The sequence below is a fragment of the Amycolatopsis cihanbeyliensis genome, assembly GCF_006715045.1.
GTDB lineage: Bacteria > Actinomycetota > Actinomycetes > Mycobacteriales > Pseudonocardiaceae > Amycolatopsis > Amycolatopsis cihanbeyliensis.
Map to the genome: position 1 here is coordinate 1,096,384 of NZ_VFML01000001.1, position 24,195 is coordinate 1,120,578.

Annotated in this window: 23 protein-coding genes and 1 pseudogene; 7 read left to right on the top strand and 17 right to left on the bottom strand. The window is 70.5% G+C overall.

From position 1 onward, the window contains the following. Nucleotides 1-179: 179 nt before the first annotated feature. The 5 genes from narI to FB471_RS04790 are packed head-to-tail and all read right to left on the bottom strand — an operon-like array spanning nt 180 to nt 8,169. Nucleotides 180-950, bottom strand: coding sequence for a respiratory nitrate reductase subunit gamma (gene narI, locus FB471_RS04770; protein WP_141996118.1), 771 nt, complete (start codon nt 948-950; stop codon nt 180-182). Then, a complete protein-coding gene (gene narJ, locus FB471_RS04775) occupies nt 947-1,585 on the bottom strand; it encodes a nitrate reductase molybdenum cofactor assembly chaperone (RefSeq protein ID WP_141996119.1) in 639 nt (212 codons plus the stop codon). Before narJ ends, narI begins: the two co-directional genes overlap by 4 nt. Continuing rightward, entirely contained in the window at nt 1,582-3,273 is a 1,692-nt protein-coding gene (narH, locus tag FB471_RS04780; protein WP_141996120.1) for a nitrate reductase subunit beta, read from the bottom strand. The genes narJ and narH overlap by 4 nt, the downstream gene beginning before the upstream one ends. After that, nucleotides 3,273-6,944: a nitrate reductase subunit alpha gene (locus tag FB471_RS04785; protein ID WP_141996121.1), complete on the bottom strand. Its 3,672-nt coding sequence runs from the start codon at nt 6,942-6,944 to the stop codon at nt 3,273-3,275. The genes narH and FB471_RS04785 overlap by 1 nt, the downstream gene beginning before the upstream one ends. Next, nucleotides 6,937-8,169: an MFS transporter gene (locus tag FB471_RS04790; protein WP_141996122.1), complete on the bottom strand. Its 1,233-nt coding sequence runs from the start codon at nt 8,167-8,169 to the stop codon at nt 6,937-6,939. The genes FB471_RS04785 and FB471_RS04790 overlap by 8 nt, the downstream gene beginning before the upstream one ends. Nucleotides 8,170-8,711: 542 nt before the next feature. Between FB471_RS04790 and FB471_RS04795 the strand changes: the two genes are divergently transcribed. After that, nucleotides 8,712-8,975: a hypothetical protein gene (locus FB471_RS04795; protein ID WP_141996123.1), complete on the top strand. Its 264-nt coding sequence runs from the start codon at nt 8,712-8,714 to the stop codon at nt 8,973-8,975. Nucleotides 8,976-8,981: 6 nt separating this feature from the next. On the opposite strand, the gene FB471_RS04800 is transcribed toward FB471_RS04795, so the two are convergent. From FB471_RS04800 to FB471_RS04825, 6 genes are read right to left on the bottom strand one after another with little or no spacing between them, the layout of a single operon-like run. Continuing rightward, nucleotides 8,982-11,351, bottom strand: coding sequence for a phosphoketolase family protein (locus FB471_RS04800; RefSeq protein ID WP_141996124.1), 2,370 nt, complete (start codon nt 11,349-11,351; stop codon nt 8,982-8,984). Next, nucleotides 11,348-12,241 (bottom strand): universal stress protein, encoded by an 894-nt coding sequence (locus tag FB471_RS04805; RefSeq protein ID WP_141996125.1) that lies wholly within the window; start codon nt 12,239-12,241, stop codon nt 11,348-11,350. The genes FB471_RS04800 and FB471_RS04805 overlap by 4 nt, the downstream gene beginning before the upstream one ends. Nucleotides 12,242-12,275: 34 nt before the next feature. After that, entirely contained in the window at nt 12,276-12,671 is a 396-nt protein-coding gene (locus FB471_RS04810) for a hypothetical protein (RefSeq protein ID WP_141996126.1), read from the bottom strand. Between the two features lie 10 nt (nt 12,672-12,681). Further along, nucleotides 12,682-13,593, bottom strand: coding sequence for a universal stress protein (locus FB471_RS04815; protein ID WP_141996127.1), 912 nt, complete (start codon nt 13,591-13,593; stop codon nt 12,682-12,684). Nucleotides 13,594-13,604: 11 nt separating this feature from the next. Then, nucleotides 13,605-14,543, bottom strand: a complete 939-nt coding sequence (locus FB471_RS04820; RefSeq protein WP_141996128.1) for an Acg family FMN-binding oxidoreductase — start codon at nt 14,541-14,543, stop codon at nt 13,605-13,607. Further along, entirely contained in the window at nt 14,540-15,523 is a 984-nt protein-coding gene (locus tag FB471_RS04825; RefSeq protein WP_141996129.1) for an Acg family FMN-binding oxidoreductase, read from the bottom strand. Before FB471_RS04825 ends, FB471_RS04820 begins: the two co-directional genes overlap by 4 nt. 165 nt (nt 15,524-15,688) lie before the next feature. On the opposite strand from FB471_RS04825, the gene FB471_RS04830 reads away from it, so the two are divergent. From FB471_RS04830 to FB471_RS04855, 6 genes and pseudogenes are all read left to right on the top strand, one after another. Then, nucleotides 15,689-17,416, top strand: a complete 1,728-nt coding sequence (locus FB471_RS04830) for a GAF domain-containing sensor histidine kinase (protein ID WP_170220703.1) — start codon at nt 15,689-15,691, stop codon at nt 17,414-17,416. A 174-nt stretch (nt 17,417-17,590) separates the two neighbouring features. Continuing rightward, the gene (locus tag FB471_RS04835; protein ID WP_141996130.1) at nt 17,591-17,839 is read left to right on the top strand and encodes an SHOCT domain-containing protein; all 249 of its coding nucleotides are present in this window, start codon (nt 17,591-17,593) and stop codon (nt 17,837-17,839) included. Between the two features lie 225 nt (nt 17,840-18,064). Then, nucleotides 18,065-19,174, top strand: coding sequence for an acetate/propionate family kinase (locus FB471_RS04840; RefSeq protein WP_141996131.1), 1,110 nt, complete (start codon nt 18,065-18,067; stop codon nt 19,172-19,174). After that, the gene (locus tag FB471_RS04845; RefSeq protein WP_141996132.1) at nt 19,156-19,776 is read left to right on the top strand and encodes a CBS domain-containing protein; all 621 of its coding nucleotides are present in this window, start codon (nt 19,156-19,158) and stop codon (nt 19,774-19,776) included. The genes FB471_RS04840 and FB471_RS04845 overlap by 19 nt, the downstream gene beginning before the upstream one ends. Beyond that, nucleotides 19,773-20,644: pseudogene (locus FB471_RS04850) on the top strand (universal stress protein). The gene FB471_RS04845 and the pseudogene FB471_RS04850 overlap by 4 nt, the downstream one beginning before the upstream one ends. A 21-nt stretch (nt 20,645-20,665) precedes the next feature. After that, nucleotides 20,666-21,337, top strand: a complete 672-nt coding sequence (locus FB471_RS04855; protein WP_141996133.1) for a CBS domain-containing protein — start codon at nt 20,666-20,668, stop codon at nt 21,335-21,337. A gap of 167 nt (nt 21,338-21,504) precedes the next feature. On the opposite strand, the gene FB471_RS04860 is transcribed toward FB471_RS04855, so the two are convergent. From FB471_RS04860 to FB471_RS04885, 6 genes are all read right to left on the bottom strand, one after another. Next, nucleotides 21,505-22,098 carry an Rv1733c family protein gene (locus FB471_RS04860; RefSeq protein WP_141996134.1) on the bottom strand — a complete coding sequence of 198 codons (594 nt, stop codon included), beginning with the start codon at nt 22,096-22,098 and terminating at the stop codon, nt 21,505-21,507. Nucleotides 22,099-22,167: 69 nt separating this feature from the next. Next, a complete protein-coding gene (locus FB471_RS04865; protein WP_141996135.1) occupies nt 22,168-22,686 on the bottom strand; it encodes a universal stress protein in 519 nt (172 codons plus the stop codon). Then, complete coding sequence (locus FB471_RS04870) at nt 22,683-23,255, bottom strand: CBS domain-containing protein (RefSeq protein ID WP_141996136.1); 573 nt, start codon at nt 23,253-23,255, stop codon at nt 22,683-22,685. Before FB471_RS04870 ends, FB471_RS04865 begins: the two co-directional genes overlap by 4 nt. A 13-nt stretch (nt 23,256-23,268) precedes the next feature. Then, complete coding sequence (locus FB471_RS04875; protein WP_141996137.1) at nt 23,269-23,532, bottom strand: DUF1918 domain-containing protein; 264 nt, start codon at nt 23,530-23,532, stop codon at nt 23,269-23,271. A gap of 10 nt (nt 23,533-23,542) precedes the next feature. Next, nucleotides 23,543-23,752, bottom strand: coding sequence for a hypothetical protein (locus tag FB471_RS04880; RefSeq protein WP_141996138.1), 210 nt, complete (start codon nt 23,750-23,752; stop codon nt 23,543-23,545). After that, a complete protein-coding gene (locus tag FB471_RS04885; RefSeq protein ID WP_141996139.1) occupies nt 23,745-24,062 on the bottom strand; it encodes a hypothetical protein in 318 nt (105 codons plus the stop codon). The genes FB471_RS04880 and FB471_RS04885 overlap by 8 nt, the downstream gene beginning before the upstream one ends. Nucleotides 24,063-24,195: the final 133 nt, after the last annotated feature.

The window sequence follows — 24,195 nt, forward strand, 5'->3', positions numbered from 1 at the left end:
GGGCAAACTGTTTCGCCGAGCGATTTGTGCTCACGGCTAGAACCGAGGTCTCACCGCAGCCGCCAGCTCCGTCCTCCCCAGCCGGACCATCCCGTCGCCGGGCTCGACCACAAGCTAGTCGCTCGTTGACCAGTCCTTGGCGGACAGCCCGTTGACGGGGATGGTGTCAGGGGTGTGGGTCATGGCTGTCGTTCCCATCCTCGGTGCGGGCTTCGGCTGCCCAGTTGGGTGTCGCGGCTTCGGTAGACGATGTACGGCCGGGTCAGGTAACCCAGCGGCATGGAGAACACGTGCACGAGGCGGCTGAACGGCCAGAACGCGAATAGTGCCCAGGCGGCGAGTGTGTGGAGTTGGAAGCCGAGGGTGGCCTGGCGCATCAGGCTGGGGTCGGGTTGGAAGTAGAAGATCGACCGGAACCAGGGGGAGACCGTCTCGCGGTAGTCGTGGGGGTGCTCGGTCAGATTGCCCAGGACGGTGGCGCCCAGGCCGAGGCCGATGGTGCCGACCAGCAGCACGTACATGATCTTGTCGTTGCGTGTGGTGCTGGAGAACACTGGTCCCACGGTGCGCCGGCGGTAGATCAGGATGGCCGCTCCTGCCAGTGTGCTGAATCCGGCGATCACGCCCAGGACGACGGCGATGGCGTGATAGGCGGTCTGGCTGATGCCGAAGGCTTGTGTCCAGGATTTCGGAATGAGGAGGCCGCCAACGTGGCCGATCACGACGATCAGGATGCCGAAGTGGAACAGTGGGCTGCCCAGGCGCAGCAGCCGGCTTTCGTAGAGCTGCGACGATCGGGTCGTCCAGCCGAACTTGTCGTAGCGGTAGCGCCAGATGTGGCCGACGACGAACACCGCGAGCGAGACATACGGCACGACGGCCCACAGCAGGATGTCCAGCGCGCTGAGGTGTCTGTCTGCGATGTCCTGCGCGGCTGTGGGCACGGTCATCGGGAGGCTCCTTCGGCGCGTGGCATGTACTCCGGCGGAGCGAACGGCGCCAGGCCGACCTCCTCTTCGGGCGGGCCTTCCGCGGCCAGCCGGGCGACGGCCTCGTGCTCCCGCTTGCCAAGGGGCGGCAGGGTCGCCGAGACGGACTCCAGCACAGCCGCCCAGGGGGAACTGGCCTCGCGCAGCCCCAGCCGGATCAGTTCCAGGCCGGCCCGGTGTTCGGTGAGCAGACGCTGCCCCACGACGGGGTCGCCGGTGGCCGCGAATTCGAGCACGACCGCGAGGTGATCGGGTAGTTCGCTGTCGCCAAGTCGCTGGCCGGCGGCCTGGTAGGCGTGCTTGAAACGCAGCAGGGCCATACCGCGTTTGCGGGTGTCGCCGTAGGCGAAGTAGGTGAGATAGGGGCTGAACCGCTTGCGGTGGTCGAAGGTGGCCACGTAGTCCGCGGCCAGTTCGATCAGCGGCGTGGCGTCGATGTGGTCAAGGAACGCGGTCAGCGGTGCGCCGAGCGGATCGGGTAGGGCGCGCGTGGCGGTGCGCAGCAGGGGACGGTGATCCAGGAGCCACTGCTCGGGGTAGCTCAGCAAGAGCGACTGGGCCTGCCAAGCAGTCCTCCGGACGGGATCGGTCGTCATGGCTTCGGGTCCGTTTCGGCGTTGTGGCCGCCGTCTTCGGGCGGCCGGGGCGGGAACAGTCCCTCGGGGTGTCCCTTGCCATCCCAGTTGAGCAGGTTCACCCGGCCACGCTTGTCCACGGGCGCGGCCGCTGTGTCAGCGCTCTGCCGGTCGCGCAGCATGTGGAAGTTCTCGACGGCGATCGGCGCGGGGCCGCCCGAGCTCTCCCCGAACGGTCCGGAGCCGCCCATGCCGGGCCCGCCCTCGTAGTCCAGGCTGCACTCGGTGGCCAGTTCCTCCAGCCCGTGCGCCTGCTCGGCGTGCGCCGGGGGTATGACATAGCGTTCGTCGTACTTCGCGAGCGCCAGCAACCGGTACATGTCGTAGACCTGCTCGCCGGTCATGCCCACCTTGTCCGCGACGGACTCGCGCGGTTCGCGGCCGAGGTTGATGTCGCGCATGTAGCTGCGCATCGCGGCGAGCCTGCGCAGCACGTCGTTGACCGGCTCGGGATCGCCCGCGGTGAACAGTTCCGCGAGGTACTCGACGGGAATGCGCAGGGCGTCGATGGCGGCGAACAGATTGCCGTGGTCCTCGGCGTCGTGGCCGGTGTCGCGCACGATGTCGACCACGGGTGACAGGGGCGGGATGTACCAGACCATCGGCATGGTCCGGTACTCCGGGTGCAGCGGCAGCGCGACCCGGAAGGTGTTGATCAAAGTGTAGATCGGGGACCGCTGGGCGGCCTCGATCCAGTCGCGCGGAATCCCGGCGTGCCCGGCTGCGCGGATCACCTCCGGGTCGTTCGGGTCCAGCAGGATCTCCCGCTGTGCCCGGTAGAGGTCCTGTTCGTCGGGAGTCGAGGCGGCTTCGGTGACCCGGTCGGCGTCGTAGAACACCAGGCCGATGTAGCGCAGCCTGCCCACGCAGGTCTCCGCGCACACCGTGGGCAGCCCCACCTCCACGCGCGGGAAGCAGAACGTGCACTTCTCCGCCTTGCCGGTGCGGTGGTTGAAGTACACCTTCTTGTACGGGCAGCCGGATACGCACATCCGCCAGCCGCGGCACCGGTCCTGGTCCACCAGCACGATGCCGTCCTCGCTGCGTTTGTAGATCGCACCAGAAGGGCACGAGGCGGCGCAGGAAGGATTGAGGCAGTGCTCGCAGATCCGGGGAAGGTAGAACATGAAGGTCTGCTCGAACTCGAAACGGACCTTGTCGCCGATGTTCTTGAGTAGCGGGTCCAGATGGCCGTGGTCTGGCGCGCCACCGAGATTGTCGTCCCAGTTCGCCGACCAGGTGATCTTGGTGTCCTTGCCGCTGATCAGTGACCTGGGCTTGGCGACCGGGGTGTGTTCCTGCAGCGGGGCTGTGGTCAGGTTCTCGTAGTCATAGGTCCAGGGTTCGTAGTAGTCGTCGATGCCGGGCATCTTGGGGTTGCTGAAGATGGTGAGCAGCTTGCGGAGCCGACCACCGCCTTTCAGCCTGAGGCGCCCCCTGCGGTTGAGTGTCCAGCCGCCGCGCCAGCGTTGCTGGTCTTCGTAGGTGCGCGGATACCCTTGCCCTGGGCGGGTCTCGACGTTGTTGAACCAGACGTACTCCACACCGGAACGGTTGGTCCACGCTTGCTTGCACGTGACCGAGCAGGTGTGGCAGCCGATGCACTTGTCCAGGTTCATCACCATGGCCATCTGCGCCATCACCCGCATCAGTACTGCACCTCCTGGCTGCGGCGGCGGATCACGGTGACTTCGTCGCGCTGGTTTCCGGTGGGTCCGAGGTAGTTGAAGGCGAAGGTCAGTTGGGCGTAGCCGCCGATCAAGTGACTGGGCTTGATCATCAACCGGGTCAGCGAGTTGTGGATGCCGCCCCGCTTGCCGGAGGTCTCGGCGCGGGGCACGTCGATCAGCCGTTCCTGCGCATGGTGCATGTAGACGGTTCCCTCGGGCATCCGATGGGAGACGACCGCGCGAGCCACGACGACACCGTTGCGGTTCACCGCCTCGATCCAGTCGTTGTCAGATACTTCGATCTTGATCGCGTCCTTGTTGGACATCCAGATGGTCGGCCCGCCCCGCGAGAGGCTGAGCATGAACAGGTTGTCCTGGTATTCCGAGTGAATCGACCATTTGCTGTGCGGCGTCAGGTAGCGCACGGCGATACCCAGCTCGCCTTGCTCACCGACGCGCGGCTCGGCGAACAGCGCGGTCATGTTCAGCGGAGGGCGGAAAACGGGAAGTCCTTCGCCAAATTCGGCCATCCAGTCGTGGTCGAGGAAGAAATGCTGCCTGCCGGTGAGTGTGTGCCACGGTTTGAGCCGTTCGACGTTGATGGTGAACGGTGAGTAGCGTCGGCCTCCGGTTTCCGAGCCGGACCATTCCGGAGAGGTGATCACCGGTACGGGCGCCGACTGTGTGTCGGCAAAGGTGATCTGCTTGCCCTCGTGTTCCGCGGCGAGGTCGGCGAGCGCCGTTCCGGTGCGCGCCTCCAAAGTGCGAAAGCCCTGGGTGGCGAGGTGCCCGTTGGTGGTACCCGACAGGGCCAGGATCGCCTCACAGGCGTGCACGTCGCGGACCAGGGACGGGCGCCCTTCGGCCGGTCCGGTACGGATGGTGCCGTTCTTGTGCCGCAGGTACTCCACCTCGCGGCCGACCTGGTAGGTGATGCCCTTCGTTGTCGTACCGAGGGACTCCGCCAGCGGCCCCAGCGCGGCCATCTTCGCCGCGATCGCGGTGTAGTCGCGTTCGACGACCGTGAGCCTCGGCATGGTCACCCCGGGAACGGGCTCGCACTCACCGGCCTTCCAGTCCCGCACGCGCCCGTGCGGGGTGGCGAGTTCGTCGGGAGTGTCATGCGTGAGTGGGGTCGCCACGACGTCGTTGCGCGTGCCGAGGTGATCGGCGGCGAGCGTGCTGAACGACTCGGCGATGGCCTGGAAGGCAGCCCAGTCAGTACGGGTCTGCCAGGGCGGAGCGATCGCCGGGTTGAACGAGTTCACGAACGGGTGCATGTCGGTGGTGCTCAGGTCATGCTTCTCGTACCACGTGGCAGCGGGCAGGACGACGTCAGAGAACACCGTGGTGCTGGTCATCCGGAAGTCCAGTGACAGCAGCAGATCGAGCTTGCCCTCGGGGGCCTGCTCGTGCCACACCACGTCCTTCGGTCTGGACCCGGGCGGGCTTTCCCGCGCACGCAGGGAGGAGTCGGCCCCCAGCAGGTGCTTGAGGAAGTACTCGTTGCCCTTGCCCGAGGAGCCGAGCAGGTTGGCCCGCCAGACGCTGAGCACGCGGGGAAAGTTCTGCGGGGAGTCCGGGTCCTCGCAGGCGAAGCGCAGCCGTTCGGATCTCAGCTCGGCGGTCACGTGCTCGGCCGCCGGGACTCCGGCCCGCTCGGCCTCGTCGGCGAGGTCGAGCGGGTTACGATCGAAGGTCGGGTGTGATGGCATCCAGCCCATTCGCGCCGCCTGCGCGATCACATCCGCGGTGGAGCGGCCCGTCAGGCGCCCGCCCGCGGTCGTGGAGGCAAGGGTGTCCGCACCGAACTGGTCGTAGCGGAACTGGTCGGTATGCAGGTACCAGTAGGCGGTCTGAATCATCTGCCGGGGTGGGCGTGCCCAGTCCAGCCCGAACGCCAGCTGGGTCCATCCGGTGACCGGGCGGCACTTCTCCTGCCCGACGTAGTGGGCCCAGCCACCGCCGTTGACGCCTTGGCAGCCGGTCAGCGTGGTCAGCGCCAGAAACGCGCGGTAAATGGTGTCGGAATGGAACCAGTGGTTTGTTCCGGCGCCCATGATGATCATCGACCGGCCGCGGGACTCCTCGGCGTTGGCGGCGAACTCCCGGCCGATCCGCGCGGCCGCCTGTGCAGGCACGCCGGTGATCGTTTCTTGCCAGGCCGGGGTGTAAGGCTGTTCGGCATCGTCGTAGCCGCTGGGCCACGTGCCGGGAAGCCCGGCGCGGTGGACGCCGTACTGTGCCAGCAGCAGGTCGAACACGGTGGTGACCAGGTGCCCGCCGACCCGCCGCACCGGGACACCGCGGCGCAGCACATCGGCGGCCCCGTCCGCTACGTCGAAGCGCGGCAACTCCACGATCACCGCGTCGCCACCCGCGGCCGACAGCAGCGGCTCCACCTCGCCGAGGTCGAGGTTCCACCGCCCGGCACCGGCGTCGCCATAGCGGAAGCCCAGCGATCCGTTGGGCACCACCGGATCACCCGTGGCGGCGTCGAGCAGCACCGTTTTGAACGCGGCGTGGTCGGTGTCTTCGCCGAGATCCTCCGCGGTCAGGAACTTGCCTGGCAGGTAACCGTTCTCGTGCTCCTCCAGCCGGACGAGGAACGGCAGGTCGGTGTAGCGCGTGACGTAGTCGGCGAAGTACGGCACCTGCCGGTCGACGAAGAACTCGCGCAGGATCACGTGCCCCATCGCCATCGCGAGCGCCCCGTCGGTGCCGGGGTGTGCGGCGAGCCAGTCGTCGGCGAACTTGACGTTGTCGGCGTAGTCCGGGGACACCGCCACGACCTTCTGCCCGCGGTAACGCGCCTCGGCCATCCAGTGCGCGTCGGGGGTCCTGGTCACCGGCACGTTGGAGCCCCACATGATCAGGTAACCCGCGTCCCACCAGTCACCGGACTCCGGCACGTCGGTCTGGTCGCCGAACACCTGCGGCGAGGCCACCGGCAGGTCGGCGTACCAGTCGTAGAACGACAGCATCGCCCCGCCGAGCAGCGACACGAACCGGGTGCCCGAGGCATGCGACACCATTGACATGGCGGGGATCGGCGAGAAACCGGCGACCCGATCCGGGCCGTAGCACTTGATCGTGTGCACATGCGCGGCCGCGACCATCTCGGTCGCCTCGTCCCAGGAAGCCCGAACCAGGCCTCCCCTGCCGCGCGCGGACTTGTACCGGCGGGCCCGCACCGGGTCCTCGACGATCTCCGCCCAGGCCAGCACCGGATCCCCGGTACGCTGCTTGGCCTCCCGGTACATCTCCAGCAGCACGCCCCGCACGTAGGGGTAACGCACCCTGGTCGGGGAATAGGTGTACCAGGAGAAAGCCGCACCTCGTGGGCACCCGCGCGGCTCGTATTCCGGCCGGTCCGGGCCCACCGACGGGTAGTCGGTCTGTTGTGCCTCCCAGGTGATGATGCCGTCCTTGACGTACACCTTCCACGAGCACGATCCGGTGCAGTTCACCCCGTGCGTGGAACGCACCACCTTGTCGTGGCTCCACCGGTCCCGATAGAACTCGTCGGCCTGCCTGCCACCGATGTGGTGCAGCGTGCGCAGGTCGTCCGAGACCTCGCCACGAGTGAAGAACCGGCGGGTGCGCACCAGCGCGTCGACGAGTTCTTTTGCGGCCTGCTCGTCAGACATATGCCGCCGGCTTCCTGTGCGCGGTGGCAGCGCGACGCACGGTCGTGACGGTGAATGCCAGCGCGGCCGTGGCGACCAGGGCCAGCGCCACCAGCCCGAGTGCGTAGTTGCCGAACTGGCCGTAGACGGTCCCCATGACCAGCGGCGGCACAAATCCGCCGAGTCCTCCCGCCGCGCCGACCACACCGGTGACGGCGCCGACCTTGTCGGCAGGCGCGAGCAGAGCCACGAGGGCAAACGTAGCTCCGCTGCCGGCCCCGAGCGCGGCGGCCATGGCAAGGAACGCGACAGTGCCCAGTGGTAGGAGAGCGGGAGTGAAGCTCTGGGCGAGCGCGCAGCTGAGCACGACGGCCATCGAGCCGCCGAGGACGCGGACCGGGCCGAGGCGGTCGGACAGCCAGCCGCCGACGGGGCGCATGAAGACGGCGAGCATCACAAACCCGGCCATCCGGTTGGCGGCGTCAGCCGGGGAGAGCTGGTACGCGGTACGCAGATAGGCAGGAAGGTAGACGGAGAAGGCGACAAAGCCGCCGAAGGCGAGGGCGTAGAGCGCGGAAGCCTCCCACGTAGCGGGTAACCGGAGGGTGACCGCGAGGCGGCGGGCGAGGGATTCGGCCGGAGCCCGGCGCCCTGGGGCGTCTCGCAGGACCAACGCGGCGATCCCGGCGTAGGCGGCCAGCGCAATCGCGGTGAGCGCGAACGGAGCGGTGGTGCCGAACGACCTGGCGAGGTCGACGGCGGTCAGTGCACTGATGGCGGTCCCACCCATGCCGGCCCCGAAGATCCCGATCGCCAGTCCCCTGCGGTGTGCCGGAAACCAGGCGCTGACGAAAGGGACGCCAATGGCGAACGCGGTACCACCGATACCGAGGAAGAAACCGCCGATGAGCAGCGCGAACAGCGAATTCTGCCCGGCCAGCCCCAGGAACAGGACGGGCACGATCGTGGCCACGGACACCAGCGGGAACATGACCCGGCCGCCGAAGCGGTCGGTCAGCGCGCCGACGGGGATTCGTCCGAGTGAGCCGACCACAACCGGGACGGCCACGATCAAAGCCAACTCGAACGCGCTCAGGCCCAGTTCCTCCTGGAAGCGGGGGGCGAGCGGGCTGAGCAGCGCCCAAGCCCAGAAGTTCAGCGCGAAACCCAGCGTGGCCAACGCCAGCATCAGCCAGGCCCGACCACCATGGTCCCTGCTCTGCGTATGCCGTTCTGCGGTCAACATCGTCCATCCGGTCTCGTACGGATCAGTGGGCGTCTTCGAGTCTGCGACCCGCGGGGCCGACCCGGGTAGGGATTCGGGACCCCAATGCGCCTACCGAACGGCCATCCTGGAAAGGACCTTCGCCTCTGCCCATGACCCGGGTGTTGGCGAGTGTTCCCTGGTCTGGCGGTCCTCACCCTTGACTTACCTCGGGAAAGGGGCAGATAAGCAAGTGCACGGCGGTCGCGATCGCGATGGAAATGACCACCGCCATGCAGGGACCGAAGCCGACGGCTACCGCGAAGTTGTCAAGCGGGCGAGCCCGGACGCTCGAGCCACCCGCTCACGAGACCGGGCGGGATGTGGTGACGCCCGGCGAGGTGGGCTCGTTCGTGACTCAGGACCGCGGCGAGACACCGCCCTGGCAGCCACCCGGTGCGGCTGCTGCGCACACCGGACCTCGCGCTGGCGCACACCGCTGCTCACGACCGGCCCGGTCACGCAGCCCGCCCTCGCACCGGAGCTGCCCGGCGCACTGGACGTGGTCGGGCATCATGGGCGCGGTGCTGACGCGGAACGACGTCACGATCGGTGTCATCGCCGCCCCCAGCCACCTCGCGCCGGACGGCGTCCGGCGCGCCTTCCGCGCTGCACCGACACGTGTCATGCTCGTCACCGATGCGCTGGCGACCAGCACCCCGGCCGCACTCTTCCCTGGTCGAGACCTCGGCCTGCTCCGGCCCGCCGACCGGGCCGACATCCTGGTTCTCGACGACGGGCTGATCCCGCGCACGGTGCTCGACCGGGGTGTCCCGGCCGAGCCGTGACACGGTTCAGTGCCGCCAGGTCCAGTCGCGGATCTCGGGCAGGTCCTCGCCGTGGGTGCGGATCCAGGTGTGGTGGCGCTGCCGGGACTCGGCCATGCGCTGCCGCAGTTCGGCGGCGGTCGTGGAGAGCCCTGGTACCCGGTCGATGGTGTCGATGACGAGTTGGAAGCGGTCCATGTCGTTGCGGACGAGCATGTCGAACGGTGTCGTGGTGGTGCCTTCTTCCTTGTAGCCGCGCACGTGCAGGTTGGGGTGGTTGTGCCTGCGGTAGGCCAGGCGGTGGATCAGCCACGGGTAGCCGTGGTAGGCGAAGATCACCGGCCGGTCGGTGGTGAACAGGGCGTCGAACTCCCGGTCGGACAGCCCGTGCGGATGCTCGCTCTCCGGCTGCAACCGCATCAGGTCCACCACATTCACCACCCGCACCGCCAACCCGGGCAAGTGCTCCCGCAGCAGGGACGCGGCGGCCAGCACCTCGAGGGTCGGCGCGTCCCCCGCGCAGGCGAGCACGATGTCCGGCTCCCGCCCTGCCGAGGTGCCCGCCCACTCCCAGATACTCGCGCCGCGGACGCAGTGCAGCGCGGCCTGCTCGGCGTCCAGCCAGTTCGGGGTGTCGTTCTTGCCCGCCACGACGACGTTGACGTAGTCCCGGCTGGCCAGGCAGTGCTCGGCTACCGAAAGCAGGGTGTTCGCGTCCGGCGGCAGGTACACTCGCACCACTTCGGCGCTCTTGTTCGCCACGTGGTCGATGAACCCGGGGTCCTGGTGGGAGAAGCCGTTGTGGTCCTGCCGCCACACGTGCGAGGTCAGCAGGTAGTTCAGCGAAGCCACCGGGCGCCGCCACGGAATCGTGCGGTGCACCTTCAGCCATTTCACATGCTGGTTGAGCATCGAGTCGACGATGTGCACGAACGCCTCGTAGCAGGAGAACATCCCGTGCCGCCCGGTGAGCAGGTAGCCCTCGAGCCAGCCCTGGCACACGTGCTCGGACAGCACCTCGAGCACGCGGCCGTGCCGGGACAGGTGCTCGTCGACCGGCTCGATCGCGGCCTGCCATGCCTTGCCGGTCACCTCGTACACGGCGCCCAGTCGGTTCGAGGCGGTCTCGTCCGGACCGAACAGCCGGAAGTTCTCCGGGTTGCGGTGGAACACCTCGCGCAGGTACTCGCCGAGCACCCGGGTGGGTTCCGCGCTGGTCACACCCGGCTCCGGCGCGTCGACCGCGTAGCCGGCCGCGGCAGGCAGCGCCAGCGGACGCAGCAGCCCGCCGTGGGCGTGCGGGCTGGCTCCCATCCGGCGCTCGCCGGAAGGAACCAGTGCTCGCACGATGCCGGTGGGCGCGCCGTGCTCGTCGAACAGCTCCTCGGGCCGGTAGGAACGCAGCCACCGTTCCAGCGCGGCGAGGTGTTCCGGGTTCTCCCGCACGGCGGGCAGCGGCACCTGGTGCGACCGCCACGTTCCTTCCACCTGCACACCATCTACTGTGGATGGTCCGGTCCAGCCTTTCGGGCTGCGCAGCACGATCATCGGCCAGCGGACCCGGTCCTCGTCGGCTTGCCCGGATCGGGCCATGTGCTGGATCCGGCGGATCTCGCCGACCACGTCATCGAGGGCACTCGCCATCGCCTGGTGCATGGCGGTGGGTTCGTGCCCCTCGACGTAGCGCGGGGCGTAGCCGTGACCGCGTAGCAACCGGTCGAGGTCCTCGGCGGGGATGCGGGACAGTACGGTCGGGTTGGCGATCTTGTAGCCGTTGAGGTGCAGGATCGGCAGCACCGCCCCGTCCCGGACCGGGTCGAGGAACGTCGTGCCGTGCCAGCTCGCTGCGAGTGGACCGGTCTCGGCCTCCCCGTCCCCGACGACGCACGCCACGACCAGGTCGGGGTTGTCGAAGGCCGCGCCGAAGGCGTGGGCCAGCGAGTACCCTAGCTCGCCACCCTCGTGGATCGAGCCGGGCACCTGCGGCGCGACATGGCTGGGCACCCCGCCGGGGAAGGAGAACTGGCGGAACAGCTGCCGCATGCCCTCGGCGTCCTGGGACACCTCCGGGCACAACTCCGAGTAGCTGCCCTCCAGCCAGGTGTTGGCCAGCAGGGCGGGACCGCCGTGGCCGGGCCCGGTCACGAACAGCATGTCCAGCTCGTAGGCCAGGATGGCGCGGTTCAGGTGCGCGTAGACGAAATTGAGTCCCGGCGAGGTGCCCCAGTGCCCGAGCAGCCGTGGCTTGACCTGCTCGGCGCGCAGCGGCCTGCGCAGCAACGGGTTGTCCATCAGGTAGATCTGACCGACGGACAGGTAGTTCGCCGCCCGCCACAAGGCGTCCACCTGCGACAGCTCGGCGGACGTGAGCGAAGGGTTCCGGGCCGGCGCGCTCATTCCGGCCTCCCCGTGCACACGATCATCACCGGGCACTGCGCGTGCTGGATCAGTGCCTGGCTGGTCGAACCGAGCAGCAGCCCCTGGATGCCACCGCGCCCTCGGCTGCCCACCACCACTAGCGCGGCGCCTGCGGCCAGCTCCAGCAGCCGGTGCCGGGGCCGGTCCCGCACCACGTCCCGCTCCACCGGAACGTCCGGATAGCGTTCCTGCCATCCGGCCAGCCGCTGCGCCAGCAGCCGTTCGCCGTCCTCGGCGAAGCGCTCGGGGTGACCGAGCAGCCGCGAGGACGAGGTCGCGCTGTCGTAGTCGACATCCGTCCACGCGTGGGCCGCGATCAGCGGCGCCCGGCGCCAGGACGCCTCTTCGAACGCGGCCGCGAGCGCCGCCTCGCTGGTCGGGCTGCCGTCCACGCCGACCACGAGCCGCCTGCCGTCCGGGACCTCCTGGCCACGGACGACCACTACCGGGCAGCCGGCGTGCGAGGCCACCGCCACGGCGGTGGAGCCGATCCGCATACCGTCGAACCCGCCCGCGCCCTCGGCACCGAGCACCACCATCCGCGCGGTCCGGGCCGCTTCCAGCAGCACCGGGATCGGCAGCCGGGTCGACAGCTCGGTGGCCACCGCGAGGCCGGGCGCGGCCTCGCGGGCCAGCTTCTCGGCCTCGGCCAGCACGTCACCGGCTTGGCGTCTCAGCTCACCCAGCGCTTCGCGCGGAATGGGCAGGCCCGCTCCGAAGTATCCGCCTTCCAGGCCGCCCGCGTACACGATGCGCAGCCCGGTCCCGCGTCCCGCCGCGGCGCGGGCCGCCCAGCGCACTGCTTGGTGCGCGGCGGCCGATCCGTCGACGCCGACGACGAGGTCGCCAGTGGTCGCTGTCTTTTCCATGTCTATTCCGTTCCTGTGCAGTCGCAGGGGACGTTCAGGCTGGGCGCCTGCGCCCGGCCTCGGTGCGCAGCGCGTGGTGGCAGGCGTCCGCGAGCTGGTCGGCCGTGGCCACCGTGGTCCGGTTCCTCAGGCCGGGGGGTACCGGCATCGGCAGGCCCGGCTCGGCTGGGACGAGCGCCACCTGCAGCCCGGCGCGCACGGCACAGACCACGCCGAACTCCCGGGCGGTCAGCTCGGGCCCAGCGGACCGCACGTCGACCATGAGTGCCACGGGCTTGGGTCCGTCCAGCGGACAACCGGCCCCTGGCGCGAGCGCCCGGCAGATTCCGCTGCTGCTGTGGCAGGTACTGACCGTGCACCCTTCGGCACGCAGGCGGGCGACGAGTTCGTCGCCGTCGCCGAAGGCCGCCTCGGTCACCAGGACATGCATGATCGTCTCCTCACTTCGTTTCGGGTCGGTGCGGCCGGACGACGGCGACCGGGCAGGTGCTGTGGTGCAGCAGTGCCTGGCTGGTCGAGCCGAGCAGCATGCCGCGGAAGCCCCCGAGGCCGCGCGAGCCGACGACGATCAGCTGCGCGCCGTCGGCTTCGTTGAGCAGGCCGCGCACCGGCCGGTCCTTGATCGTGTGTTGCTCGAGTTCGACGTCGGGATACTTCGCCCGCCACCCGGCGAGCCGCTCGGCCAGCAGCCTGCGTTCGTCCTCGGTGATCTGTTGGTAGTCCAGGCCCAGCGGGGCCAGTGCCCAGGTCTCCCCCAGGGCGATGTCGTTCCAGGTGTGCACCGCGACCAGCGGAACACCCCGCGAGGCGGCGGCCTCGAACGCGAACTCGACCGCGGCGTCGCTGCCAGGCGAGCCGTCCACCCCGACCACGACCGGTCCCTGCTCGGGTGGCGCCGTGTCGAGCGTCCGGCCGCGCACGACCACGACGGGGCAGTGACCGTGCGCGGCCAGTTCGACCGCGGTGGAGCCGACCAGCAGCCCGCTGAACCCGCCGAGGCCGCGCGAGCCAAGCACGACCAGGTCGGCCGAGGCCGACTCGCGCACGAGTTGTTCGGCGGCCTGCCCGATCCGCAGGTCCTTGCGGATCCGCACGTCGGGCGCGGCGCGCAGGGCCACCCGGTCGGCGGCGGCGAGATACTCGTGTCCCTGCTCGGTGAGCGCGTCGCGGTAGCTGCGGGGCAGCGGCACGGGAACGTAGGGTTTCGTGGGTGGTAGGTAGCACGCGTGGAGCAGCCGCAGTGGGGCGCCGCGCCGGGCCGCTTCCCTGGCGGCCCAGCGCACGGCGTGCTCGGCGGATGGGGATCCGTCCACGCCGACCAGGACTGGCCGGTGCGGCTGAAATTCGGTCATCACGGGGCTCCTCAACGGTGTGGTCGCGCGGTGGCGGCGGGTAGCGGACTAGATGTTCGGTCGGGATGGGTGGGGTATCCGGCGCGCAGGATGAGCTGCGGGTGCCCTTCGAGGCCGAGCCGTTCGGCGAGCCCGGCCCGTACCTCCGACAGGTGCAGGGGCTGGGTCAGGACGGAGGCCACCAGGCCCGCGCCGACCGCCGCCAGCCAGAGGTGCTGCATGGCCACCCCGGCGACCAGTTGGTCGCGGCGGTCGTCCCCGCCGGTGGTCAGGATCAGCAGCCGTTCTCGGGAGATCCGGTCGGCCAGGGTGATCTCGTCGGGCAGCCGGGTGTCCCGGCGCACCAGACCCGCCCACGGCAGCGTCGAGTCCGCGCTGGGCGGGTGGGGAAAGCCGCTGCTCCAGGCGGCCAGCTCTCGCTGGTAGGCCCGGTCGTCGCGGTAGACGGCCGCGGCGTAGCCGAGCAGGTCGGCCACCGCGGACGCTTCGGTTCGCGCGTCGACCACCCTGGTCCGCACGCCCGGGACGTCGGTGGACGCGACGAGCGCGCGCAGCAGTCCCGGCCGGACGGCGCGCAGGCCGAACGGGGCTCGGTGGCTGCGCCGCTGAAAGATCGTCGCGTACTTGCCGACCTCCTCGCCGGTGGCGGCTCGGCCACCACGTGTGCGGACGCTGGCCAGCAGGTCCGGCCGGGCGTCTTCGGGCAGCAGCACGGTCTCGGTGTCCCAGCCGAGCGCGCGGATGGCCAGCTCGAGGTTGGTCAGCGCCGCACCACAGGACAGCAGCCGGTCCCGGCCGCCGGGGTCGTGCCGGGGCAGCGACACCGGCCGCTCGTACAGGTCGGCGACGTCGGTGCGCACGTCCACCGTCCAGGGCTGGGTGTTGTGCACCGAGGGCGCCTTGCCGACCGCGCGCACGAGCGCGCCGACCTCGGCGGTGGAGAAGATCATGGTGTCCCCTCGGTGCCCTCGGGCGCGCAGGTGACCGTCTCAGCAGGCCTGCGGCGGGTGGCCGGTGCAGTGAATCCGTAGCCGAACCGCAGCACCGCCTGCGGCTGCAGCCGCTCGCCGAGCAGCCTGTGCAGCGCCGCGCGGGTGCTGGGCAGTTCGACGGGCTGGGCCAGGAACGAAGCACTCACCCCGGCTGTGGTGCCGGTGAGCAATACCCGCTGCATCGCCTGCCCGGCGCGCAGCTGTACGAGTGTGGTGTCGGTGCTGGAGCAGAGGACTCCGACCAGCACCTCGGTCTCGTACGGCCTGGCCGGGGCGTTCGTGTCGTACTGCCGCGGGGTGAGCAGGCTGCCCTGCTCCGGACGCGGCCCGCCGGCTGCCAGCGGGACACCGTCGTCGCGCGGCTCACCGTTGTTCGTCCACCGCCGCAGTTCGGCCTGGAACCGCGGGTCTTCGCTCTGCGCATGCTCGGCGTGCCGCAGCAGCGCTGCCAGCGCGTCGAGATCACCGGGGTGTTCCAGCAGCACCAGCTCGGCGCCCTCGGCGTGGGCGGCCTCCCGCAGCGACTGCCGGACCCACGCCGGGACCGGACGGTCGGTGAACGGGCGTCTGTTGCTCCGCCGGTACCGGATGGCCCTGGCCAGCTCCTGCTCCCGCCGACCGGGCCGGTGCCGCCAGGTCAGCCGGACGGTGGCCAGGTGGTCCGGCCGCAGCCGGTCCGGCAGCAGGCACACCTCGCTGCACCTACCGGCCACGGCCAGCGCGGTCCGCAGGTTGAAGATCGCCGCGCCGCAGGCCAGCCGGGCCTCCCTCGCTTCGGGGTCGGCCACGGTGAGCACCCGGTCCCGGTCGAGCAGCACGTCGATCCGGTCGTCGCCGAGTTCGAACCGCCACGGCTGGGTGTTGTGCGGCGACGGCGCACGGACCGCCGCGTCCAGCGCAGCCTGGACCACAGTGGACGCTGGCTGGGTTTCGGTCATCTCGCATCTCCAGGAAGTTGGGCTCTGCCACCACCCTCCCGCCCCGAACCTCCGCCGAGCAGGGGCAACGGTCCCCAGTCGGTGGGCCTTTGTGCCTGCCGGCCTACGTCGCGACATCCCTACGGCGGGATCGACTACGGGCAGCCGTGCTGCCAGGCTGGAGGCATGGACACCAGCGGCAAACCGGGCCCGGCCACATCGTTGCGGGGCACGTTGTCGCAGCTACGGCTGCGGGAGCTGCTGCATGAGGTGCAGGACCGGGTGGAGCAGTTGGTCGGCGCCCGCGACCAGATGGACGGGCTACTCGAAGCCATGCTCGCCGTCGCCTCGGGGCTGGAGCTGGACGCCACCCTGCGCCGCATCGTGCATGCCGCCATCGACCTGGTCGACTGCCGCTACGGCGCCCTCGGCGTGCTCAACCCCAGCGGCGAGGGCCTCGCCGAGTTCGTCTACGAGGGCATCGACGATCAGACCCGCCGCAAGATCGGAAACCTGCCCGAGGGCCATGGCCTGCTCGGCCTGCTCATCCAGCAACCCAAACCGATCCGGCTGGACGACCTGTCCCAGCACCCCGCCTCGTCCGGGTTCCCCGCACACCACCCACCCATGCGCACCTTCCTCGGCGTCCCCGTCCGCGTGCGCGACGAGGTCTTCGGCAACCTCTACCTCGCCGAGAAGAACGGCGAGCACACCTTCACCGAGGACGACGAGGTCGTCGTGCAGGCACTGGCCGCCGCGGCCGGGATCGCCGTGGAGAACGCCCGCCTCTACGAGGAAGCAAAGCTCCGTCAGCGGTGGCAGGAAGCCACCAGCGAAATCCGCGCCGAGCTGCTCGCCGCCACCGACACCACCGACGTCCTCCACCTCATCGCCAACCGGGCGCTGGGACTCACCGCAGCCGACTACGCGTTCGTCGCGCTACCCGACGACCCCGAGCAACCCCCCGGCGACGTCACCGAACTCGTCGTGACCGTCAGCGCGGGCCATGACGCCGACGGCCTCACCGGCACCCGCATCCCGGTCGACGAGTCCACCTCCGGACGCACCTTCCGGGACACCACACCGAGACGGGTCGCCGAGCTGGCCTACCCCCTCACCGACGGCACCGAGACCGAGTTCGGCCCCGCGCTCGTCCTGCCGCTGCGTGCCTCCGCCGAGTCGGTCTCCGGGGTGCTCGTGGTCGTCCGTAAACCCGAAGAACCACCGTTCGCTCCCGAACAGCTGCCGCTGGCCGCCGCGTTCGCCGAACAGGCCGCGCTGGCCCTGCAACTGGCCGACGACCAACGCAGGCTGCACGAACTCCAAGTCCTCGGCGACCGCGACCGCATCGCCCGCGACCTGCACGACCACGTCATCCAACGCCTCTTCGCCCTCGGCCTCGGCCTGCACAGCGCCCGCCAGCGCAGCCGCAACCCCGAACTGCAACAACGGCTCGGGACACTGGCTGAGGACGCGCAGAGTGTCGTCAGCGAGATCCGCACCGCCATCTTCGACCTGCACAGCACTACCCCGGGCCGCACCCAGCTCCGCACGCGGCTGAACGATGCCATCGCCGAACTCACCGCGGACACCGCCGTGCAGACCACCGTGCGCATGTCCGGACCGCTCGGCGTCCTCTCCCCCGAACTCGCCGACCACGCCGAGGCCGTGGTCCGCGAAGCCCTCTCCAACACCATCCACCACGCCCACGCCACCACCGTCATCATCACCGTCTCCGTCGCCGACGACCTCGCCATCGACATCACCGACAACGGCACCGGCCTCCCCGACACCATGGCCCGCAGCGGCCTGCACAACCTCGCCGAACGCGCCCAGCACGCAGGCGGCACCATGCGCCTCACGACACCGCCCGACGGCGGCACCCGCCTCACCTGGGCCGCACCCGTGTCCTGACCGAGCCATGCACCGGACAGGGGTTGTGCGGGTGCCCGCCCGCACAACCCCTGTCTGCCGGTCAGCCCGAGGTGGGGTCGGAAGTTCTCTCCGCCCAGGTCAATCGGCCGTGGTCCGCCACTGGCCTGCCGCGCATCGTGGGGACACGAGTTCCCGTGGCGCGAGGAGGATCCCATGCACCGGTTCTACGACCAGCCCGGCCCCAGCTGGCTCGGCTGGCTGCTGATGACGGTGACGATGGTGTTGTTCTGGGGCGGGCTGATCTCCGTCGTCGTGGTACTGGTGCGGCGGTTCGCCCGCCAGGCTCCGCCGTCCACGGGACCCCGCTCCGATTCTGCGGAGGAGGTCCTGGCCGGACGCTTCGCCCGGGGCGAGATCGATGAGGACGAGTACCGCAAGCGACGCGACGCGCTCCGCGAGTAGCCGCGGCTGCCCGGCCGCCGTGCGCCGACCGTATTCCCACCCGGGGTCGGCGCGGCGCCCGGGCAGCCCGGTTCGGCCCTACCTTGCAGCACCCATCGTCCCGGCCGCGCCCATGGCGTACCCAGGGCAGAGCACTAGGTCCCTGCTGGATAAGGCATTCTTCCCGCTGCCGCGGCCCTGTCCCGTGTAGTTGCCTTGATCCAGGAAATGGATAAGGAGCGGTATATGCGGGTACTCACGCTTAACCCCGGTTCGGCCAGCCTGAAAGTGGCGCTCGTGGACGGCGAGGACGTACTGGCCGCCGACGGCGGTGACGCCGCGATTCGCGATGCCATCCGCCGGTGGGGCCGGCCGGACGCCGTCGCCGTCCGGTTCGTGCACGGCGGCCCCCGCAGGCAGCCGGTCGTCCTCGACGACCAGGAACTGGCCAGGCTCGCCCGGCTGGTGCCGCTCGCGCCACTGCACCAGCCGCAGTCACTCCGGCTCGCGACGTGGGCTCGCAAACTGCTGCCGGACGTCCCGGTCGTCGCGGCGTTCGACACGGCCTTCCACGCCGGGTTGCCCGAGGCCGCCGCGCGCTACGCCCTGCCGACGGCATGGACCCGCCGGCACGGAATCCGCCGGTACGGCTTCCACGGCCTTTCCTGCGCCTACGCCCTGCGCCGCACCGCGCGGCTGCTCGACCGTGTGCCGGACGCGTTGCGGATGGTGTGCTGCCACCTCGGCTCCGGGGTGTCGGTGACCGCGATCCGGCACGGTGCCAGCGTGGACACCTCGATGGGGTTCACCCCGGTCGAAGGGGCCGTGATGGCCAGCCGCGCGGGCTCGGTCGATCCCGGCCTGCTGCTGCACCTGTTGCGTACCGGAGTCACCGACGTCGACGAGTTGACCGATGTGCTGTACCACCGGTCCGGACTCGCCGGGATGACCGCGACGTCGGGAGACATCCGGGAGGTGCTCGCCGCCTGCGGCGCGGGCGACGCCGACGCGGAGACGGCCGTCGAGGTCTACCTGCACCGGCTCCGCCGCGAGATCGGCGCCGCGGTGGCCGGTCTCGACCTGCTCGACGCCGTGGTGTTCACCGGCGGCGTCGCCGAACACCAGCCGGTGCTGCTGGGCAGGCTCCTCGACGGGCTCGCCGTGCTCGGCCTGCACGCCGACCGGCCCCGGCTCGCGGCGGCGGGCGACCGGCTGATCAGCCCGGCAGGCCGCGTGCCGGTACTGCTGGTCGCCGCCAGGGAAGAACTCGAACTGGCCAGGCACGCCGAACTGCTGCTGGCCACCGAACCGGCCCGACAACACCGAGGAGAACAACCATGCGCGTCCGAGAGGTGATGAGCACGCCGGTGGTCACCGTCACCGCCGACTGCCCGGCAAGGCGAGCGGCCGGACTGCTCGCCCACTACGGCTACACCGCCCTGCCGGTGGTGGACGAAGGCGAAGGATTGGTCGGCATCGTCACCGAGGCCGACCTGATGCGCGACCGCTTCGCCCGCGACCGGACACTGCCCCCGGCACCGCCGGAGCAGCACCCGCCCGCGCCGGGCACGGTGGGCGAGACGATGACCGCGCCGGCACTGGCCGTCGGCACCGAGTCCGACGTGGCCGACCTGGTGCGGCTGATGCTCGACGAGCACGTCCGCAGCGTGCCCGTGGTGGACGGGACCAGGGTGCGCGGCATCGTGACCCGGCGCGACCTCGTCCGCGCGCTCGGCCGGGAGGACGAGGCCCTGACCAGGGACATCCGGCGCCGGCTCGCCTTCTTCGGCGGGCCGGATCGCTGGCACGTCGAGGTGCGCGACGGTGAGGCGACCATCGTCGACGAGTTCGACAGCGAGATCGACCGGCGAGTGGCGACCGTCCTCGCCGAGGGCGTCGTCGGCGTGCTCAGGGCCCGCTGCGTCGCCGCCACCGCGAGCGAAGGGGCCGGCCGATGACCGCACACAACCTGCCGGTCCTGGTCGGCGTCGACGGCTCCGAGGCGTCCCGGCTGGCCGTGTCCTGGGCCGCCGACGAGGCCGTGCGCCGGATCGCGCCGCTGCGGCTGGTGCACTGCTACGGCCTGCCGCCGTTCAGCTACGCCGAAGGGGTTCCGCCCTCGGGCTGGACCGACGCGTTGCGCAGCCGGTCCGGGCAGTTCCTCGCCGCCGCCGAGCAGCAGGCCCGGCATGACCGGCCGTCCCTGGCGGTGACCACGGAACCGGTCGCGGACACCCCGGTTCCGGCACTGCTCGAACTGTCCACATCGGCCCGGCTCGTGGTGCTCGGCTCCGCCGGTACGGGTGGCTGCGTCGGCCTGCTGCTCGGCTCCACCGTGAGCTCGGTCGCGGCCCACGCGCACTGCCCGGTCGCGGTGGTACGGGAACGCCCCGACGGCACGGTACCGGCGGCCGGGCACGTCCTGCTGGGCGTTGACGGCGGCCCGGTCGGTGAGGCTGCGATCGCGTTCGAGGAGGCCGCGCTGCGCGGGGCACCGCTGGGCGCCCTGCACGCCTGGAGCGACGCCGACGACACCCAGGTATTCAGCACGTCCCGGCTCGCCTTCGACTTCGAGCCGCTGCGTGACGCCGAGGAGCGCGTACTCGCCGAGCGGCTCGCGGGAGAAGTACCCCGACGTGCACGTCGAGCGCGTCCTGGTGCGGGACAAGCCGAGGCGAAGGCTGCTCGAGCACAGCCAGCAGGCCCAGCTGTCGTGGTGGGAAGCCGGGGCCGGGCGGTTTCCGCGGCCTGCTCCTGGGTTCGACCAGCCAGGCGATGCTGCACCACGCGCCGTGCCCGGTGATCGTCGTACGACCACCGCACTGACCAGCCGAGACGGGAGACATCATGCGAAACCCCACCGTGGCCACGGTGATGACGAAGCACCCGCGCACCGTCCGACCGGAGACCGGGTTCAAGGAGATCGCCGAAACCTTGGCGGACCAACAGATCAGCGCCGTACCGGTCGTCGACGACGACGGAACACCGGTCGGCGTGGTCTCCGAGGCCGACCTCCTGGCCAAAGAGCAACGCTGCGAGCACGATCCGCGGGCGCACTGGCTCACCAGTCACGCGGAACGGGACCGGCGGCGCAAGGCCGAGGGCAGCACGGCGCGGGACCTGATGACCACGCCGGTGCACACCGTGGAGGAGCACGTCGAACTCCCGGTGGCCGCGCGCCTGCTCGCCCGCACCGGCCTACGACGGCTGTTCGTCGTCCGCGAGGGAAAGCTGGTCGGCGTGCTCTCCCGGCGGGACGTGCTCACGGTCTTCCTCCGCTCGGACGAACAGCTCAGATCCGACATCGAGCACGAGGTGTTCCAACGCGCGCTGGGCGCGGACCCGCACAGCATCCGGATCAGCGTGCGGAACGGGACCGTGACACTGCTCGGCCGGCTCGGCAACCGGACCGAGGTCGCGACCGCGGGCAGGCTCGCCGCACTGATGCCCGGCGTGGTCGGCGTGCGCAACCGCATGGACTTCGTCTGGGACGAACCGACCAGCCGCAGGCACCGCTGACATGCCGGTGTCCCTCCGCCGGGCTCAGCGGAGGGACCACCACGGCCTCCGCGATTACTCGACGATCACCTGGTGCCCGCCCGCCGGTTCGCAGAGTGACCCGCCTCGGCGCCCGGTGGGCTGCCGTACCGCTCGCCGCACCGCACCGGGCCAAGCGCGGTGGTAGGTCATTTCCGGCTCCAGCCGGACTCCACCTTCTCCCACTCACGGTCCCACGCCGCGTACCGCGACCGGTCGATCATCCAGCGCGTTCCCACGAACGTCAGGGCACACGCGGCGAGCACGGCCAACCAGCCCAGCACGGCCACGCTCACGGCCTCACCGACCGCCTTGCCCGGCGTGTCCGGGGCGTCCACCCGGTTACCGGCCTGGTCGAGCCAGACTGCTACGTCGGTTCCCGCCTTGGCTCCCCGTGCTGCCTCGATCACGCCCTCGACCATCGACCCGTCGGGCCGGAGCCACCGCGCGCGGGCGGACTCATCGCCGCTCACCCCGCGCGCACCGGCGATGGCCGCGGGAACGTCGGCAAGCAGGGTGGCCGTGGCCTGATGACGAGTGGCCAGTTCGGACTGTGCGGCCTGGTTCTGGCTCGCGTAGATCTCCGAACCCAGCGCGGCGGCCAGCGGCAGGGCCAGCAACGCGACCAGCGCAAGGAATCCAGCGAGCACACCGAGCGCTCGGTCACCGGGCCGGGAGAGCTCACCTCGGGGCGGACACAGCACCTTCCAGTACCGAATTGCCTTGAAGTCCTTGGTATCCATGGTTTTCCGGTCTCCTTGTGTCCCACGTTCCTTTACTGAAAGGAAGTTTGAACTTGCGACCGTCGGAAGCTAAGGGCCGTTGGTCATCGGAAACGACGACCAACAACCCCGGGTCGGCGAGCACTCGGCCGGTCGGCTCACCACATTCGCTGTGTGCTGGGAAACCACCACGGTCGGGGTGCCGGCAAGGCCGAGGCAGGAAAGACCGATCTGGCCGAGTCCGAACGTCCCCGGCAGCGCCCGGCCACGCGCACCGAGCACGAGGAACTCGGCACCGCGGGCGGCCTCCGCGAGTGCGGGTGCGACCGGGTCGGGCAGGCTGGCCGTGACCACGGCCGGGCCGAGGCCGGTCTCGGTGCGCGCGCGGGCGATCGCGTGCCGCAGCAACGATCTCGAGTCGCGGCGGAGGCGCCGCGGGTCGTGCCAGACGAAGTCGGCCATCGTGCCCGCGGTCCACACGTGCACCGCGCGCACCGCGCAGCCACGGTCGGCCGCTTCGCGTAATGACCACTGCAACGCCAGCTGGCTCATCGCGGATCCGCTCACCCCGACCACGATCGGAGCTGCCACCTCGCTGCCCTCGGTCACGACGCCGCGCTGTCTGCGGTGCGAACCTCGGTCCGCAGCACACCCGGGACGGTCCTGGCGAGCGCGTCGAGCACGCCGCGTTCGGCGTCGTCGCGCACCTCGCCCGTGATCGTGACCGTTCCCCGCACCGCCTCGACCGTCCACCGGCCACGGTGGCCGGTGTAGTCGGCGAGCAGCGCCCGCACGTGACTCGCCACGACGTCATCCGGACGCACCATCGGCCGCAGCAGGTCACGCCTGCTGATCACACCGACCAACACCCCGTGCTCCACCACCGGAAGGCAACGCAACCTGTCGCGCAGCATCCGCGCGGCGACGCCCTGCACGTGGGTCTCCGGCGTCACGACCTCGACGGGCGCGGTCATCACCGCGGCCACCTTGCCGTCCTCCTCGCACGCCATGCCGCGCAGCGCATCCGATTCGGTGAAGATGCCCAGCACCTTGTCGTCCTCGTCCACCACGGGCAGCGCGGCGAACTCGGGTCCGGTAAGCAGCACGATCGCCTCGCGGATGGTGGTGTCCGGCCGGACCCTCACCACCGGCCTGGTCATGATCTCGCTCGCGCGCATGGGATGCCTCCGATCAGTTGTGCCCGGCCTGGATGGCGGCCTGCAGGCCGATGAGCCTTCTGCGTTCGTCCTCGTCGAGGCGGGCCTGCTCGGCGCGGCTCACCACGTGCGCATCCGGCCCCGGGAAGATCAACGAGATCCGGTCGTCGGCCAGCCATCTGACGAGGTAGGGCGGTGTCCCGTCCCGGTCGCGGATCTCGGCGATCTGGCCACGCTGGTCGGTACTGCCGGTGGCGGTGCCCCTGACCACCAGCCAGTCGCCTGGTTGCGCTCGCATCGCTGTCCCCTCATGCCTCCGCCCGGCCACGGCCGACCTTCCGTAGCTCTCGGCCCCACTGCGCGTAGCGCCACCGGTCAGCCAGCCCGTGCACGGCACGAACGACCAGACCGAGCAGGGTCGCCACGGCCAGCCAAGCGCCCACCGCGACCCACACCCCTGCGCTGACCGCCTCGGCCTCGCCGATGGGCGCGGGTACCACGGCGTCGCGCTCATCCACCCAGATCGGCACCCGCGTCCCGGCGCTCGCCCGCCCGCGCGACCGTGACCATGCCCTCCCGCTCGGCGCCGTCGGACAACTGCCATCGGGCCAGGACCTCGGTGTCGCGACGGACCTGGGCGCCGTCCACCTGGATCCCCGGTGGCGGCGCGTCGGCCAGTAACACGGCCACCGCCCGCCGCCTGCTCTGCTGTTGCCGCGCGGCGCGTTCGACCTGCCCGGAGTAGGTCTCGGAGCCGATCGTCGCGGCAAGTGGCAGCGCGAACAGAGCAAGCCAGTACGGCGACGACCAGTACCACCGACTCGACACGGTCGCAGCCGCGGGCGAGCGGGTTGTTCCCCGGGAACAGGACGCGCAGGTACCGGAGCGGCTCGGTCATCGCGGCACCTCCTTCGCTCGCTGTGCCAGAGACTGTCGTCGCCGCGCTCCGCCCGGTGTAGGG